Raw genomic sequence first — 14,241 nt, forward strand, 5'->3', positions numbered from 1 at the left:
GCGAGCGGCCGCGTTCCGTCCGCGGGCGCACGCGAGGCTCGGCCGACGCGCGACGGTAAAACTTCGTTAACCATCCCGTCAGAGAGTGATTCGACCGGACGGCCGGCGTGATTCGCGCGGGCACGGGATCAGTCTCAAGGGGGGAGACGATGGAGCAGACGGCCGGCAATCGCGACGCGGCTTCGCCCGGGCAGGGCGGCCCGGCGCCCGTCCTCAGCTTCGACACCCGCCAACGCCTGGGCCTGGCGCTGCGCTCGGTCTACGAAGGCAGCGTGGACACGCAGCCGATCCCGGATACGCAGGTCGATCTGCTGCTGCGCCTGCGCCACAAGGAGCGCGAGCGCAGCCGCGCACGCTGAGCCGCCCCGCCCGAGGGCTGCGGGACGCCTACCAGCGCCGCGCGCCGGGCCGGCGCTTGTACTCCGCCGCCCGGATCAGCGTCAGGACGCGGTCGAGCTGGCGCAGCATCGCCTCCTCGTCGACGCGCGCCGCCGCCGCGTCCAGATCCGCACCGAAGCGCTGGCGGGCCTGCGCGAGCGCCAGGTTCCGCTCGAGCTCCTCCCGCTCGGCATGCAGGGCCAGGTAAGCCGTCTCCTCGGCACTCGTCTCGCCGGCCGGCGGGGCGGGCGCTTCGCTGCTCTCGGTCCGCATCATGTCCTGTCCGATCCCCGCGGCGCGCGGCGCCGCGGAACTTCCGATGCATGCCAGGAACGCGCGAGGCGGCGAAACCGTGCCATGGCGTCCGCACCGCTTCCGCCGGAGCCCGCCGCGAGCCCGCGGGCGGGACCCCGTGGGGAACTGCGGATGACCCCGTGTCGGAATGCGGATGCCGCCGGGTGGGGCCGGCGCTGTCATCGCAGTGTCATGCCGCTGTCATAGAGGCGGCATCGTCGGGCGGCTATCGCTCGCGGCGACCGGGTTCCCGGCCGGCCGCGCAGGCTGCAGGCCGGACGAGGGACGACCCGTCCGGGACAGCGCCCGACAGCAAACGGAGACGCACGTGAAACCCTTGACCTACGCGCTCGCCATCGGCCTCGCGACGGCGCAGCTCGCCTTCCCGGCGCTCGCCGCCGACATCACCGGCGCCGGCGCCACCTTCCCGTTCCCGGTCTACTCGAAATGGGCGGAAGCCTACCGCAAGGATACCGGCACCGGCCTCAATTACCAGTCGATCGGCTCCGGCGGCGGCATCAAGCAGATCCAGGCCAAGACCGTCGATTTCGGCGCCACCGACGCGCCCCTCAAGGGCCCGGCGCTCGAGAAGGACGGCCTCGTCCAGTTCCCGACCGTGATGGGCGGCGTCGTCACCGTGGTGAACATCGCGGGCCTCACCCCGGGCCAGCTCAAGCTGACGGGCGAGCTCGTCGCCGACATCTACGCCGGCAAGATCACCAAGTGGTCGGATCCGAAGATCGCCGCGCCCAACCAGGGCGTGAAGCTGCCCGACGCGACGATCACGCCGGTCTACCGCTCCGACGCCTCGGGCACGACCAACATCTTCACCACCTACCTGTCGCAGGTCTCCGAGACCTGGAAGAAGGAATTCGGCGCCGCCACCACGATCTCCTGGCCGGCCGGCCAGGGCGGCAAGGGCAACGAGGGCGTGACCGCCACCGTCAAGCAGGTCCCGAACGCGATCGGCTACGTCGAGTCGGCCTACGCCAAGCAGAACAAGCTCAGCTACGCGCTGATCCAGAACAAGGCCGGCAAGTACCCGCAGCCGGACGACAAGGCGTTCCAGGCCGCGGCCGCCAGCGCCGACTGGAAGGCGGCGCCGGGCTTCGGCATCTCGCTGACCAACCAGCCCGGCGACGATGCCTGGCCGATCACGGCCGCGACCTTCATCCTCGTCCACAAGGACGCGGCCGACGCGGCCAAGTCCGCCGAGGTGCTCAAGTTCTTCGACTGGGCCTACAAGAACGGCGACACGCTCGCCTCCGAACTCGACTACGTGCCGCTGCCCGACAACGTGGTGGGCCTGATCCACGAGGAGTGGAAGCAGGTGAAGGGCAAGGACGGAAAGCCCGTCTTCAACATGTGAGGCCGGCAGCCGGCGCCCGCACTCCGGGCGCCGGTTTCGCCTGTCCGGTCCGGTGGGGGCCCTCTCCCGCCCGGACCGGTTCCGCGGACCCGACCTCTCCCGCGCGGGAGAGGTGACCGGCGCCCCGCTCGCTTCCGGCACCGCCGCGCGCTAAACGCCTCGAACCGACGAGAATTGCGGATGGCCTCCTTGACCGAACAGATCACGCTGGCGCGCACCGATGCGACGCGTGTCCGCCGGGCCCCCGGCCGGGGCTTCGACCGCCTGTTCCGCGGGGCCGCCTACGGCTCGGCCCTGCTCGTGCTCCTGATGCTCGCCGGCATCCTCGGCTCGATCGCCTGGGGCGGCTGGCCGGCCTTCCGCGAGTTCGGCTTCGGCTTCGTCACATCGAGCGCCTGGAACGTCGGCACCGAGCAGTACGGCGCGCTGGTGGCGATCATCGGGACGCTGGCCTCCGCGTTCCTCGCCCTCCTGATCGGGGTGCCGCTCTCGCTCGGCATCGCCGTCTACCTGACGCAGCTCTGCCCCGGCTGGGCGCGCAAGCCCGTCGCGATGACGATCGAGCTCCTGGCGGCCGTGCCGAGCATCATCTACGGCATGTGGGGCCTGTTCATCTTCGCGCCGCTCTTCGCCCGCTTCGTGCAGGTTCCGGTCTCGAACCTCGTCGAGGGCCTGCCGGTGGTCGGCACGCTGCTCTACGCCCGCGTGCCCTCGGGCGTCGGCGTGCTCACGGCCGGCATCATCCTGGCCATCATGATCGTGCCCTTCGTGGCCTCGATCACCCGCGACATGCTCGACCAGATCCCGACGGTGCTGCGCGAGAGCGCCTTCGGCATCGGCTGCACCACCTGGGAGGTGGTGCGCCACGTCCTCGTGCCGCAGGCCTCGGTGGCGATCATCGGCGCCATCATGCTGGGGCTCGGCCGCGCGCTCGGCGAGACCATGGCGGTCACCTTCGTGGTCGGCAACGCCAACCGGCTCTCGGCCTCGATCTTCGATCCGGGCTCGACCATCGCCTCGCGCATCGCCAACGAGTTCAACGAGGCGGACGGCCTGCAGCTCAACGCCCTGATGGCGCTCGGCTGCATCCTGTTCGTGATCACCTTCTTCGTCCTCGTCATCGCGCGGCTGCTCGTGCGCCGCGTCAAGGTCGCCTGAGGATCCTCGCGATGGACGTCACCAACCCCCTCGGCCAGACCCGCGCGGCGCCGGCGAACCGGGTGCGCCCGAGCCGGCGCGTCGCCGACCGGGTGCTGCGCTTCTCCTGCCTCGCCGCGACGGTGCTGGGCGCCATCGTGCTCGGATCGATCCTCCTGATGCTGATCATCGAGGGGCTGAAGGGCCTCTCGCCCAGCCTGCTCACGCAGCCGACGCCGGGCCCGGGCTCGGAGGGCGGGGGCATCGCCAACGCGATCCTGGGCAGCCTCGTGCTGACCCTGATCGGCATCGTGGTGGCGACGCCGGTCGGCGTCATGGCCGGCACCTACCTCGCCGAGTACGGCCGGGCCTCGAAGCTCGCCGACCTGATCCGCTTCCTCAACGACATCCTGCTCTCGGCGCCATCGATCCTGATCGGTCTGTTCGTCTACACCCTGATGGTGCGGCCGATGGGCACCTATTCGGGCTGGGCCGGCGGCGTGGCGCTCGCCATCATCGCGACGCCCGTGATCGTGCGCACCACCGAGGACATGCTGCGGCTCGTGCCGGGCTCCCTGCGCGAGGCCGGCGCGGCGCTCGGTGCGCCCCCCTCCCGGGTGATCATGAGCGTGACCTGGCGCGCCGCCTCGGCGGGCATCGTCACGGGCATCATCCTGGCGCTCGCCCGCATCGCCGGCGAGACCGCGCCGCTACTGTTCACGGCGCTCAACAACAATTCCTGGTTCAGCCGCGACCTGATGGGCGGCGTCGCGAACCTGCCGGTGATGATCTACCAGTTCGCGCTCTCGCCCTACCCGAACTGGCAGGGTCTGGCCTGGGCCGGCGCCCTCCTGATCACGGTGACGATCCTCGGCCTGTCGATCCTCGCCCGCCTCGTCATCAAGCCACAGCGGGCGCGCTGAGCCGCGCCCGACCGCCCAGCGACATCCTCGCGAAGGACACCCCGATGAGCGTCGCCCCCGCGATCACCGCCGCCCAGGCCAACGGCCGCAATAAGGCCGACGAGCGCGCGCCCGTGCGCATCGCGGTGAAGGACCTCGACTTCTATTACGGGACCTTCCACGGGCTGAAGGGCATCAACCTCAACTTCCACGACCGGCAGGTGACGGCCCTGATCGGCCCCTCGGGCTGCGGGAAGTCGACGCTGCTGCGCACCTTCAACCGCATCTACAGCCTCTACCCCGAGCAGCGCGCCGAAGGGCAGATCCTGCTCGACGGCCAGAACGTGCTCGACCCCAAGGTCGACCTCAACGAGCTGCGCGCCCGGGTCGGCATGGTGTTCCAGAAGCCGACGCCCTTCCCGATGTCGATCTACGACAACGTCGCCTTCGGGCTCCGCCTCTACGAGCGCCTGCCGAAGGCCGAACTCGACGTGCGCGTCGAGGAATCCCTGCGCAAGGCCGCGCTCTGGGACGAGGTCAAGGACAAGCTCCGGCAGTCCGGCATGGGCCTCTCGGGCGGCCAGCAGCAGCGCCTCTGCATCGCCCGGACGGTCGCCCAGCGCCCGGAGGTGATCCTGTTCGACGAGCCGACCTCGGCGCTGGACCCGATCTCGACGGGGCGCATCGAGGAGCTGATCGAGCAGCTGCGCGACGAGTTCACGATCGCGATCGTGACCCACAACATGCAGCAGGCCGCCCGCATCTCGCAGTTCACGGCCTTCATGTATCTCGGCGAGCTCGTCGAGTTCGGGCCCACCACCCGGATCTTCATGAATCCCGAGAAGCGGCAGACGCAGGACTACATCACCGGCCGCTTCGGCTGAGCCGCCCGCGGGCGCATCCCTCCCTCACCGCGGTCCCGCCCGGCGGGCCGATCGAGGACGCCAGACCATGTCCGAGCACATCGTCACCTCCTACGACACCGACCTCGAGGACCTGCGCCGCTCGATCGCCGAGATGGGGGGCGTCGCCGAGAAGATGATGGCGGATGCGAGCGTCGCCCTCGTGCGCCGCGACACCGCACTCGCCCAGAACGTCATCGCGGCCGACAAGCGCCTCGACGTGCTCCAGCGCGAGATCGAGGAGCGCGCCGTGCTCCTCATCGCCCGCCGCCAGCCGCTCGCCATCGACCTGCGCGAGACGATCTCGGCGATCCGCGTCTCGGGCGACCTCGAGCGCATCGGGGACCTCGCCAAGAACATCGCCAAGCGCGTCGTGGCGATCAGCGATCAGGCCCAGCCGCAGAAGATCGTGCTCGGCGTCCAGCACATGAGCGACCTCGTGCAGGAGCAGCTCAAGGACGTGCTCGACGCCTACGGGGCCCGCGACACCAAGGCCGCCCACGACGTCTGGCAGCGCGACGGCGCCATCGACGCCCTCTACAACTCCCTGTTCCGCGAGCTCCTGACCTACATGATGGAGGACCCGCGCAACATCTCGTTCTGCACGCACCTCCTGTTCTGCGCCAAGAACGTCGAGCGGATCGGCGACCACACCACCAACATCGCCGAGACGATCCACTATCTCGTCACCGGCGTGACCCTGACCGACCGCCCGAAGGACGACGCCTCGAACTACGCCACGATCGCGCCCCGGGCCGGGGCCTGAGGCGATCCGGCTTTGACGAGACCATGAGCACCCGCATCCTGATCGTCGAGGACGAGGAGGCCCTCACGCTCCTCCTCCGCTACAACCTCGAGGCCGAGGGCTACATCGTCGACTCGGCCGTGCGCGGCGACGAGGCCGACCTGCGCCTGCACGAGCAACTGCCCGACCTGATCCTGCTCGACTGGATGCTTCCGGGCCTGTCCGGCATCGAGCTGTGCCGCCGCATCCGGGCGCGCCGCGAGACCGAGCGCCTGCCGATCATCATGCTGACCGCTCGCGGCGAGGAGGGCGACCGCATCCGCGGCCTCGGCACGGGCGCGGACGACTACATCGTCAAGCCGTTCTCGGTGCCGGAACTCCTCGCCCGCGTGCGCGCGCTCCTGCGGCGCGCCAAGCCCGCCCACGTGGCCAGCCTCCTGATCGCGGGCGACATCGAGCTCGACCGGATGAGCCACCGGATCCGCCGCTCGGGCCGCGAGATCCATCTCGGCCCCACCGAGTTCAAGCTCCTCGAGTTCCTGATGCAGAGCCCGGGCCGGGTGTTCTCGCGCGAGCAGCTCCTCGACGGCGTCTGGGGCCACGACGTCTACATCGACGAGCGCACGGTCGACGTCCATGTCGGGCGCCTGCGCAAGGCGATCAACCGCCCGCGCCAGTCCGACCCGATCCGCACCGTGCGCGGCTCCGGCTATTCCTTCGACGAGATGTTCTCAGGCGTCGAGTAGGGCGCGGCCGGACAGGATCGGGCTCGCGTCCCCTCTGCCGTGGGGGACAGGGCGAGGTCCTTCCGGACAGGGCGCATCCCGCGCCCGGTCCGCGTTCCGCGGATTCTCCCGCGCGGGCGAGGCGCGCGGCGCCGGCCGGCCTCAGCGGAAGCCCGCGACCCTCCGGTCCCGCTTGCGCTCGGCGGCGGGCTGGTAGGCGATCTGGGCGTGGTGGCTGCAATAGGGCAGGCCGGTGATGGCGCGGCCGCCGCAGAATCGGAACTCGGGGGTCGTCGGGTCGCCCATCGGCCAGCGGCACATCGATTCGCGCAGATCCATGATCGTGACCCGCTCCGAGACCGCGAGCGGCACCTGGTCGGCGGCCGAGGCCGGCGCCGCGGCCGGCGGGAAATCGGGGGCCGGGCGGTGCGAGGCGATCGCGATCGGCTCGGGCGCGTCGGCGGCGATCTCGGCCACGGTCGCGGCCTCGATCTCGCCCTCGGCCTCGCGCAGGGGCCGCTTGCGGCCGTTCACGGGGGCGCCGGCCACCGGCTTGACCCGGCCGGCGAGACCCAGCCGGTGCACCTTGCCGATGACCGCGTTGCGGGTGACGCCGCCGAGCTGCGCGGCGATCTTGCTGGCGCTCTGGCCGTCTTCCCACAGGCGGCGCAGAAGGTCGACGCGCTCGTCCGTCCAGCTCAGGCTCGCTTCCGTCATCGCCCCCTCCGAACGCTGCGATCACCGCTTCCGCCCCCCGGCGGACCCGACGCGGTTCGGACGCACGAGGCCCAACGCGGCCCGCGTGCGAGCCGCGTCCATGCGGAGCCTGCCGGTGCGAAATCCGTCCGTGTGCGCCACTGGTGATGGCCGCCGCGCGTGTTCCCTGCGGCAACGGTCCGAACCTACAAGAGGCCTCGTGGACGATGCAAGAGTCGACGATCAGACTCGGCCGCCGGGCGTCCGCGGTTTCCACCGGCAATGGCCGCGCCGCGCCGGCCGGCCGCTCACGACGCCGGCGCCTGTGGCGGCCTTGCATCAGCCGATCACCGTCGCGTCAATTGCCGCGCTCGGCCGGGAACGCTAGAATGGCCAAGCTCGTTCGGTTGGGGGTGCAATCGGAAGCTTGAGCGCTGGGACTTGGCGATGGCACGTCGGTTGGATTGGTTGCGCGGCGCCCTCGCGCTCGGGCTGGCGGGTCATCTCGCCGCCTGCTCGTCTATTCCGCGGATTCCCTACACCGCCGAGCAGGCGGCGTACGCGAGCGTGCCGGGCATCCCCGCCGCCCGCGCCTTCGCGGACGCTTCCTCCGAGACCTTCGCCGAGATGGCCGCGCGGCCCGAGGCCAAGCGCCAGGCCTTCAACTATCTCGCCCTGTCGGGCGGCGGCGGCGACGGCGCCTACGGGGCCGGCATCCTGAACGGCTGGACCGCCTCCGGCACCCGGCCGGAATTCTCCCTCGTCTCGGGCGTGAGCACGGGCGCGCTGATCGCGCCCTTCGCGTTCCTCGGGCCGGCCTACGATCCCTACCTCACCGACATCTACACGAGCGGCGTCGCCGCGACGCTGGTGCAGTCGCCGAGCCTCACCAACGTGCTGTTCGGCTCGGGCCTGTTCGGGGACGGCCGCCTGCGCGACCTGATCGGGCGCTACGTCACGCCGGACCTCCTCGCCGCGGTGGCCGAGGAGCACGCCAAGGGCCGGCGCCTCCTCGTGGTGACGACGAACCTCGATTCGCAGCGCGCCGTGATCTGGAACATGGGCGCCATCGCGGCGAGCGGCGCGCCGAACGCGGTCGATCTGTTCCGCGACGTGCTCACCGCCTCGGCCAGCATCCCGGCCGTGTTCCCGCCCCAGCTCATCGACGTGCAGGCGGGCAACAGCGCCTTCCAGGAACTCCATGTCGACGGCTCCGTGGTGACGCCGGTCTTCACCCTGCCGCAATCCTTCCTGCTGCGGGACGGGCGCCTGCGCACGCACGGGCGGGCCAACATCTACGTCGTGATCAACGGGCGCCTCGAGCCGGAATTCGACGTCACCCGGAACAACACCCTGGCGATCGTGGAGCGCTCCTTCACGACGGGCAGCCGGGCCCGCAGCCGCGCGACGCTGGCGACCACCTACGCGTTCACCCGCGCCAACGGGGTCGGCTTCAACCTCACCTACATCGACGAGCGCGCGCCAAACACCACGGCCGCGCGCGGCTTCGACACCGGCTACATGCGCAGCCTCTACCAGGCCGGCTACGAGAAGGCCCGCGCCGGCGCCTTCTGGGAGCACACCGTCCCCGCTTCCCCACTCGTGAAGACGGTCACGGCGGCGGCGCAGTAAGGCCCCCCTTCCCGCCCGCCGCCTGACGCCGAGGCACGGCGCCGTCCGCGAGCGGGCGGGTCCCGTCCGATTGCGAAGGGCTTTCCTACTTGCGCAGGATCTTGGTGACGATCCGGCCGACGAGGTTGCCCGAATCCGCGTTGCGGTCGTCGCGGGTGACGGGGCGGTTCTCGTTGCCGAGGATCTTGGTGACGATGCGTCCAATCAGGCTCATGGTGGGGTCCTCGCGCTGAAGGCGCCGCGGCGCGGCGCAAGCTTTGCCGAACCAACGGGCGGGCGTGGGGGCCTGTTCCGTCTCAGCTGACGCGGTAATCCGAGAGCCGCGCGCGGCGCGCGCCGCGCCGGTAGGCCAGCACCGAGCCCGGCCAGATGGCGGTGTTGCGGCCCTGCTCGTTCTGGTACCAGCTCGTGCAGCCCCCGGCCTGCCAGATGCTGTCGGAGAGGCGCCCCTGCACATCCGCCAGGAAGCGCGCCTGCGCCTCCGGCCTCACCTCGATGGCCGTGCGCCCCTGCCGCGCCAGGGCCTTCAGGCAGGAGAGGGCGTGCTCCACCTGCGCCTCGATCATCAGGATCATCGAGTTGTGGCCGAGCCCCGTATTCGGCCCCATCATCAGGAACAGGTTGGGGAAGCCCGCGACCGTGATGCCCTGGAAGGCGCCCATCCCGTCGCGCCAGGCTTGCGCGAGCGTCAGGCCCCCGCGCCCGACGATGTCGAGGGTGCGGAAGCTGCCCGTCAGATCGAATCCGGTGGCGTAGACGATCACGTCGAGGGCATGCGCGCCGCCGTCCTGCATCACGACGCCCTCGGGCGTGATGCGCGCGATGCGGCCCGTCTCCAGGCTCACGTTCGGGCGCATCATCGCGGGGTAGAAATCGTCCGAGATCAGGACCCGCTTGCAGCCGAGGCGGTAGCGCGGCGTGAGCTTTTCCCGCAGCGCCTTGTCGGGCACGGCCCTGGCGAGGTGGCGGCGCGCCATCGCCTCGGCCTGGCCCGTCAGCTTCGAGACCTTGGTGAAGCCCATGAGCGCGCGCAGCTCGTGGATCCAGAACAGGCGCTCGCGAAACAGCCGCCGGGCGAAGGGCACGAAGCGATAGGCCGCCTTCGCGCGCGCGCCGATGGCGCGGTCGTGCTTGGGCATGATCCAGGCCGGCGTGCGCTGGAACAGCGTGAGGTGGGCGGCCTCCTTGGCGATCTCGGGCACGAACTGGATCGCGCTCGCCCCCGTGCCGATCACGCCGATGCGCTTGCCGCCGAGGTCGCAGGCATGGTCCCAGGTGGCCGAGTGGAAGGCCGTCCCCGAGAAGCTCTCCCGGCCGGGGATGTCCGGCAGGGCCGGGTGGTGCAGGCCGCCCATGCCGGAGACGATCGCCCGCGCCCGGACCGGGCCGCGGCTCGTCTCGACCCGCCACAGCGATTGCGCCTCGTCCCAGGCCGCGCCGGTGACGGCGGTCCCGAGGTGCAGGTGGGGCAGGAGGCCGTGGTCCCGCGCCGTCTCGCGCAGGTAGGCGGCGATCTCGGCCTGTTGCGGGTAAAGGCGCGACCAGTCGTGCTTCGGCACGTAGGACAGGGAGTAGAGGTGGGAGGGGATGTCGCAGGCCGCCCCCGGATAGGTGTTCTCGTGCCAGGTGCCGCCGATGCCGTCGCCCTTCTCGACGATCGCGAAGGGGCCGATCCCCTCCTGGCGGCAGCGGATTCCCGTGGCGAGGCCGGAGAAACCGGCGCCGATGATCAGGAGGGCGAGCGTCTGCTGCGGGAGGGGCCGGGTCGGCTGCGCGTTCATGGCTGCTCGTTCATGTCTGATCCACCTGGGCGGCCGCATCGGCCGGCTTGGCCGCATCGGCCGCGTGCGCCCGCAGGAAGGCGGCGGCCGCGTCGAGGGAGCGGCGCGCCTCGGGCAGGAAGCCGTGGGCGAATTGCCAGACATGGGGCACGACCGGGAAGACCGTGAGGTCGACCGAAACGCCCGCCGCCCGGGCCGCCTCGGCGAGGCGGCTCGAATCGTCGCGCAGCAATTCCCGCTCGCCGACATGGACGAGGAGCGGCGGCAGCCCGGCGAGGTCCGCGTAGAGCGGCGAGACGAGGGGCCCGGCCGGATCGGCGCCCGCGAGGTAGAGAGGCGCGAGCCGGCGCAGGCCCTCGGGATCGAACATCGCGTCGCGCCCGGCGTTCGTCCGATACGATTGCCCGCTGCCCAGCATGTCGGTGGCGGGCGAGAACAGGGCGGCGGCGCGCGGCAGCGGCAGGCCGGCGTCGCGGGCGCGCAGCATCAGGGCGAGGGCGAGGTTGCCGCCCGCCGAGTCACCCGCGATGACGGCGGGCCCCCCGGCCGAGACGGCGCGCCAGGCGGCGAGCGCGTCGTCGAGGGCCGCCGGGAACGGGTGCTCGGGGGCGAGGCGGTAATCGGGCACGAACACGTCGAAACCGCGCTGCGCGAAGTAGCCCGTGAGCGGCCGGTGGGTGCGCGGCGAGCAGGCGATGAAGCCGCCCCCGTGCAGGTAGAACAGGCGCGGGCGGTCCTCGCCCGCGCCGCGGCGCACCCGCTCGCAGGGGATGCCGCCGACGCTGCCGGGCTCGTAAGTCACGCCGCCGGGCTCGGGGAAAGCCGGCCCCTCGAGCGTGCGCCGGACGCGCGCGACGTCGAGCATCGGGCCGAGGCGGGCGCGGATCTTGCGCCTCACCGCCCAGGCCAGCACGTAGGCGCGCAGGCTCGTCATCGGCTCGCTACCGCTTCTGGCCGGTGATCCGGGCGAGCGGCGCCCAGTAGCCGACCGGCATCAGACGCTGCAGGAAGGCGACCTGCTTGGCGTCGCGGCCGACGATGACGCGCGGCGCCCGGCGCTCGATGCCCCGCACGATCTCGGCCGCCGCGATGTCCGGGCTCAGGCGGAGGAAGCGCTCGAAGGCGATGCGGGCCTGTTCCGCCGCGGCTGCGTCGAGGCCGCGCGGATGCCGGGCGTTGCGGGCGATCCCCGTCGCGACGCCGCCCGGATGCACCAGCGTGACGCCGAGATGCGTGCCTGCATATTCGTGCCGCAGCGCCTCGCTGAAGCCCCGCACCGCGAACTTGCTCGCCGCGTAGGCCGTCTGGCCGGGCGGCGCGATCAGGCCGTAGAGGCTCGAGATATTGGCGATCTGGGCGGCGGGCGCCCGGCTCAGCAGGGGCAGGAAGGCGTGGGTCATCCGCACCACGGCGCGGAAGTTCACGTCCATCAGCCACTCGAAATCGTCAAGGTCCGTCTCCGCGAAGCGGCCGCCGAGCGCCACGCCCGCGTTGTTGACGAGAAGGTCGAGCCGCCCGAACCGGGCCTCGACCGCCTCGGGCAGCGCCAGGATCGCGTCCGCGTCCGCGAGGTCGAGGAGGTGGCGGCTCACGCTGCCGCCGGCCCGCTCGACCGCGCCGATCGTCGCGTCGAGCCCCGCCGCGTCGCGGTCGACCAGGGCGAGCGCCGTGCCCCTCTCGGCGAGCGCGCGCGCCAGCGCCGCCCCGATGCCGCTGCCCGCGCCAGTGACGAGCCCGACCGCGCCCTTCAGGGCGAATGCCTGCCGCAAACCGGTTTCTCCGTCGGCCGTGCCCGGACCGTCGCCCCCGTGTTCTTATGCCCCGCCTGCGCGCCGCGCGCCAAGGGGCACCGCTGCGGCGAAAGCGTGCCCCGGACAGGCCGGGGGCTTTTCTCCCAGCTCCGGATCGCGCATGGGCGGCGAGGGGGCCTGAGAACCTTCGGGGGGTCGATGATCGAGCGGGTCGTCCATGCGGCGGTGAGCCTTGTCCTGCTCATCGGGATCGCCGTGCTGTTCTCGACGGACCGGCGGGCGATCCGGCCGCGGGTGGTGCTCGCGGGCCTCGGTCTGCAGGTGGCGGTGGGCGCCCTGATCCTGTTCGTGCCGGCGGGCCGCGCGGCGCTGGCGGCGGTCGCGGGCGTGATCCAGATCGTGCTGGCCTACGGCGACCGGGGGGCCACCTTCCTGTTCGGCGGCCTCGTCGAGCCGCGGATGTTCGAGCTGTTCGGCGGAAGCGGCTTCGTCCTGGCGCTGCGCGTCCTGCCGCAGATCCTCTACGTCTCGGCGCTGATCGGCGTGCTCTACCATCTCGGTATCATGCAGGCGCTCGCGCGGCTTCTCGGCGCGGGCCTGCGGCGGCTCATTGGCACCTCGCGGATCGAGTCCTTCGCGGCCGTGATCACGATCTTCATCGGTCAGAGCGAGATCGCCGTGGCCCTGCGGCCGTTCCTGCCGCTGCTGACGGGGCCAGAGCTCTTCGCCGTGATGACGAGCGGGGCCTCCTCCACGGCCGGCTCGATCCTGGCCGGCTACGCGGCGCTCGGCGTGCCCATGGAGTACCTCATCGCCGCCTCCTTCATGGCGATTCCCGGAGGGCTCCTCTACGCCAAGATCCTGATGCCCTCGGCGGAGCCGAGCCGGATCACGACGACGCGCGTCGAGTTCGGCGAGGCCAGGGCCGCCAACCTGATCGAGGCCGCCGCCGACGGCACCCAGAAGGGACTCGCGGTGGCGGTCTCGGTCGGCGCGATGCTGATCGCCTTCGTGGGGCTGATCGCGCTCCTCGACGGGATCGTCGGCTACGCGGGCGGGCTCCTGGGTTACCCCTCCGCCTCGATCGAGGGGATCCTCGGCCGGCTCCTGAGCCCGCTCGCCTGGATCCTCGGGGTGCCGTGGGAGCGGGCGGCCCTCGTCGGCGGCGCCATCGGCCAGAAGCTCGCCTTCAACGAGTTCCTGGCCTACGCCACGCTCTCGCCGGTCCTGAAGTCCGGCGACCTCGACGCGCGCACGGCCGCGATCCTGTGCTTCGCCCTGTGCGGCTTCGCCAACTTCGCGTCGATCGCGATCCAGCTCGCGAGCTTCTCGAGCCTCGTGCCGGGGCGCCGCGCCGAGGTCGCCCGCTACGGCCTGCGGGCGATCCTGGGCGGCACCCTCTCGAACCTGACCAGCGCGGCCATTGCGGGGCTGTTCATCGGGGGGTGAAATGGGGACTCCCCGTCCCGCGAGGTGAGAGGAGTCCCCCGTGCGCCGCTCAGTTCAGCGCCGCGGCCTCGCGGATCGCCGCCTTGCGGGCCCGCGGCTGCGAGACCGTGACCGTGTCGCCCTCGCGGGCGATCTCGACGGCGTCGGCCTCCGCGCCGAGGCCCCGGGGAGCCGAGAGGGTCACGCTCTGGCCGGCAGCGAGGATTGCCTCGAAGCGGACGGCCGGGGCGGCCGCGCGCGGCGCCAGGGTGACGACGACGCGGTAGCCCTTCGGCTCGGCCGTGTAGTAGGCGACGCCGGCGAGCGTGCCGAGGCTGACGCTGCCGCCCTCGACGGGCTTGATGCTGCCGGCCTGCGCGGATCCGGCGAGGCCGAGGACAGCGGCGGCGGCCAGGATGGTGGTACGAAGCGTGGTCATGGGGTTCGTGTCTTTCGCTCTCGCAGGGGCCTGTCGCCCTTGCTTCTGGAGCGAATATGCTT

General features: G+C 71.7%; 16 protein-coding genes. 9 read left to right on the forward strand and 7 right to left on the reverse strand.

All coding sequences use genetic code 11. The features are described 5' to 3' along the window. Nucleotides 1-149 precede the first annotated feature (149 nt). Entirely contained in the window at nucleotides 150-359 is a 210-nt protein-coding gene (locus WDW90_RS13110; protein WP_336487827.1) for a hypothetical protein, read from the forward strand. Nucleotides 360-387: 28 nt separating this feature from the next. Here WDW90_RS13110 and WDW90_RS13115 read toward each other — a convergent pair whose 3' ends face one another. Beyond that, nucleotides 388-654 (reverse strand): hypothetical protein, encoded by a 267-nt coding sequence (locus tag WDW90_RS13115; RefSeq protein ID WP_431311032.1) that lies wholly within the window; start codon nucleotides 652-654, stop codon nucleotides 388-390. A gap of 346 nt (nucleotides 655-1,000) precedes the next feature. Between WDW90_RS13115 and pstS the strand changes: the two genes are divergently transcribed. The 6 genes from pstS to phoB all read left to right on the forward strand — a co-directional run bounded on the left by pstS (nucleotide 1,001) and on the right by phoB (nucleotide 6,473). Further along, nucleotides 1,001-2,041, forward strand: coding sequence for a phosphate ABC transporter substrate-binding protein PstS (gene pstS / locus WDW90_RS13120; protein WP_336487828.1), 1,041 nt, complete (start codon nucleotides 1,001-1,003; stop codon nucleotides 2,039-2,041). A gap of 180 nt (nucleotides 2,042-2,221) precedes the next feature. Further along, nucleotides 2,222-3,199: a phosphate ABC transporter permease subunit PstC gene (gene pstC / locus WDW90_RS13125; protein ID WP_336487829.1), complete on the forward strand. Its 978-nt coding sequence runs from the start codon at nucleotides 2,222-2,224 to the stop codon at nucleotides 3,197-3,199. 11 nt (nucleotides 3,200-3,210) lie between these two features. Next, nucleotides 3,211-4,101 (forward strand): phosphate ABC transporter permease PstA, encoded by an 891-nt coding sequence (gene pstA / locus WDW90_RS13130; protein WP_336487830.1) that lies wholly within the window; start codon nucleotides 3,211-3,213, stop codon nucleotides 4,099-4,101. A 44-nt stretch (nucleotides 4,102-4,145) separates the two neighbouring features. Then, the gene (gene pstB, locus WDW90_RS13135) at nucleotides 4,146-4,964 is read left to right on the forward strand and encodes a phosphate ABC transporter ATP-binding protein PstB (RefSeq protein ID WP_336487831.1); all 819 of its coding nucleotides are present in this window, start codon (nucleotides 4,146-4,148) and stop codon (nucleotides 4,962-4,964) included. Between the two features lie 67 nt (nucleotides 4,965-5,031). Further along, nucleotides 5,032-5,748 (forward strand): phosphate signaling complex protein PhoU, encoded by a 717-nt coding sequence (gene phoU / locus WDW90_RS13140; protein WP_336487832.1) that lies wholly within the window; start codon nucleotides 5,032-5,034, stop codon nucleotides 5,746-5,748. A gap of 23 nt (nucleotides 5,749-5,771) precedes the next feature. After that, the gene (phoB, locus tag WDW90_RS13145) at nucleotides 5,772-6,473 is read left to right on the forward strand and encodes a phosphate regulon transcriptional regulator PhoB (RefSeq protein WP_336487833.1); all 702 of its coding nucleotides are present in this window, start codon (nucleotides 5,772-5,774) and stop codon (nucleotides 6,471-6,473) included. 141 nt (nucleotides 6,474-6,614) lie between these two features. Here the strand turns inward: phoB and WDW90_RS13150 are convergent, their stop codons facing one another. After that, entirely contained in the window at nucleotides 6,615-7,169 is a 555-nt protein-coding gene (locus WDW90_RS13150) for a GcrA family cell cycle regulator (RefSeq protein ID WP_336487834.1), read from the reverse strand. 426 nt (nucleotides 7,170-7,595) lie between these two features. Between WDW90_RS13150 and WDW90_RS13155 the strand changes: the two genes are divergently transcribed. Next, nucleotides 7,596-8,780 carry a patatin-like phospholipase family protein gene (locus WDW90_RS13155; protein ID WP_336487835.1) on the forward strand — a complete coding sequence of 395 codons (1,185 nt, stop codon included), beginning with the start codon at nucleotides 7,596-7,598 and terminating at the stop codon, nucleotides 8,778-8,780. 85 nt (nucleotides 8,781-8,865) lie between these two features. Here the strand turns inward: WDW90_RS13155 and WDW90_RS13160 are convergent, their stop codons facing one another. The 4 genes from WDW90_RS13160 to WDW90_RS13175 form a co-directional block, all read right to left on the reverse strand. Further along, nucleotides 8,866-8,994, reverse strand: coding sequence for a TFIIS helical bundle-like domain containing protein (locus WDW90_RS13160; RefSeq protein ID WP_336487836.1), 129 nt, complete (start codon nucleotides 8,992-8,994; stop codon nucleotides 8,866-8,868). A gap of 82 nt (nucleotides 8,995-9,076) precedes the next feature. Beyond that, nucleotides 9,077-10,561 carry a flavin-containing monooxygenase gene (locus WDW90_RS13165; protein ID WP_336487837.1) on the reverse strand — a complete coding sequence of 495 codons (1,485 nt, stop codon included), beginning with the start codon at nucleotides 10,559-10,561 and terminating at the stop codon, nucleotides 9,077-9,079. 10 nt (nucleotides 10,562-10,571) lie between these two features. Continuing rightward, a complete protein-coding gene (locus WDW90_RS13170) occupies nucleotides 10,572-11,495 on the reverse strand; it encodes an alpha/beta hydrolase (protein WP_336487838.1) in 924 nt (307 codons plus the stop codon). A gap of 7 nt (nucleotides 11,496-11,502) precedes the next feature. Further along, complete coding sequence (locus WDW90_RS13175) at nucleotides 11,503-12,330, reverse strand: SDR family NAD(P)-dependent oxidoreductase (protein ID WP_336487839.1); 828 nt, start codon at nucleotides 12,328-12,330, stop codon at nucleotides 11,503-11,505. A 180-nt stretch (nucleotides 12,331-12,510) separates the two neighbouring features. Here WDW90_RS13175 and WDW90_RS13180 point away from each other — a divergent pair, with 180 nt between their 5' ends. Next, nucleotides 12,511-13,761, forward strand: a complete 1,251-nt coding sequence (locus tag WDW90_RS13180; protein WP_336487840.1) for a NupC/NupG family nucleoside CNT transporter — start codon at nucleotides 12,511-12,513, stop codon at nucleotides 13,759-13,761. Nucleotides 13,762-13,810: 49 nt separating this feature from the next. Here WDW90_RS13180 and WDW90_RS13185 read toward each other — a convergent pair whose 3' ends face one another. Further along, a complete protein-coding gene (locus WDW90_RS13185) occupies nucleotides 13,811-14,179 on the reverse strand; it encodes a hypothetical protein (RefSeq protein ID WP_336487841.1) in 369 nt (122 codons plus the stop codon). Nucleotides 14,180-14,241 lie beyond the last annotated feature (62 nt).

The organism is Methylobacterium nigriterrae (assembly GCF_037106235.1).
GTDB lineage: Bacteria > Pseudomonadota > Alphaproteobacteria > Rhizobiales > Beijerinckiaceae > Methylobacterium > Methylobacterium nigriterrae.

What these genes read in the sequence shown, in the direction of transcription:
- WDW90_RS13110 (WP_336487827.1), top strand. Translation starts at nt 150, where the DNA reads ATGGAGCAGACGGCCGGCAATCGCGACGCGGCTTCGCCCGGGCAGGGC.
- WDW90_RS13115 (WP_431311032.1), bottom strand. Translation starts at nt 654, where the DNA reads ATGATGCGGACCGAGAGCAGCGAAGCGCCCGCCCCGCCGGCCGGCGAG.
- pstC (WP_336487829.1), top strand. Translation starts at nt 2,222, where the DNA reads ATGGCCTCCTTGACCGAACAGATCACGCTGGCGCGCACCGATGCGACG.
- pstA (WP_336487830.1), top strand. Translation starts at nt 3,211, where the DNA reads ATGGACGTCACCAACCCCCTCGGCCAGACCCGCGCGGCGCCGGCGAAC.
- pstB (WP_336487831.1), top strand. Translation starts at nt 4,146, where the DNA reads ATGAGCGTCGCCCCCGCGATCACCGCCGCCCAGGCCAACGGCCGCAAT.
- phoU (WP_336487832.1), top strand. Translation starts at nt 5,032, where the DNA reads ATGTCCGAGCACATCGTCACCTCCTACGACACCGACCTCGAGGACCTG.
- phoB (WP_336487833.1), top strand. Translation starts at nt 5,772, where the DNA reads ATGAGCACCCGCATCCTGATCGTCGAGGACGAGGAGGCCCTCACGCTC.
- WDW90_RS13150 (WP_336487834.1), bottom strand. Translation starts at nt 7,169, where the DNA reads ATGACGGAAGCGAGCCTGAGCTGGACGGACGAGCGCGTCGACCTTCTG.
- WDW90_RS13155 (WP_336487835.1), top strand. Translation starts at nt 7,596, where the DNA reads ATGGCACGTCGGTTGGATTGGTTGCGCGGCGCCCTCGCGCTCGGGCTG.
- WDW90_RS13160 (WP_336487836.1), bottom strand. Translation starts at nt 8,994, where the DNA reads ATGAGCCTGATTGGACGCATCGTCACCAAGATCCTCGGCAACGAGAAC.
- WDW90_RS13165 (WP_336487837.1), bottom strand. Translation starts at nt 10,561, where the DNA reads ATGAACGCGCAGCCGACCCGGCCCCTCCCGCAGCAGACGCTCGCCCTC.
- WDW90_RS13170 (WP_336487838.1), bottom strand. Translation starts at nt 11,495, where the DNA reads ATGACGAGCCTGCGCGCCTACGTGCTGGCCTGGGCGGTGAGGCGCAAG.
- WDW90_RS13180 (WP_336487840.1), top strand. Translation starts at nt 12,511, where the DNA reads ATGATCGAGCGGGTCGTCCATGCGGCGGTGAGCCTTGTCCTGCTCATC.
- WDW90_RS13185 (WP_336487841.1), bottom strand. Translation starts at nt 14,179, where the DNA reads ATGACCACGCTTCGTACCACCATCCTGGCCGCCGCCGCTGTCCTCGGC.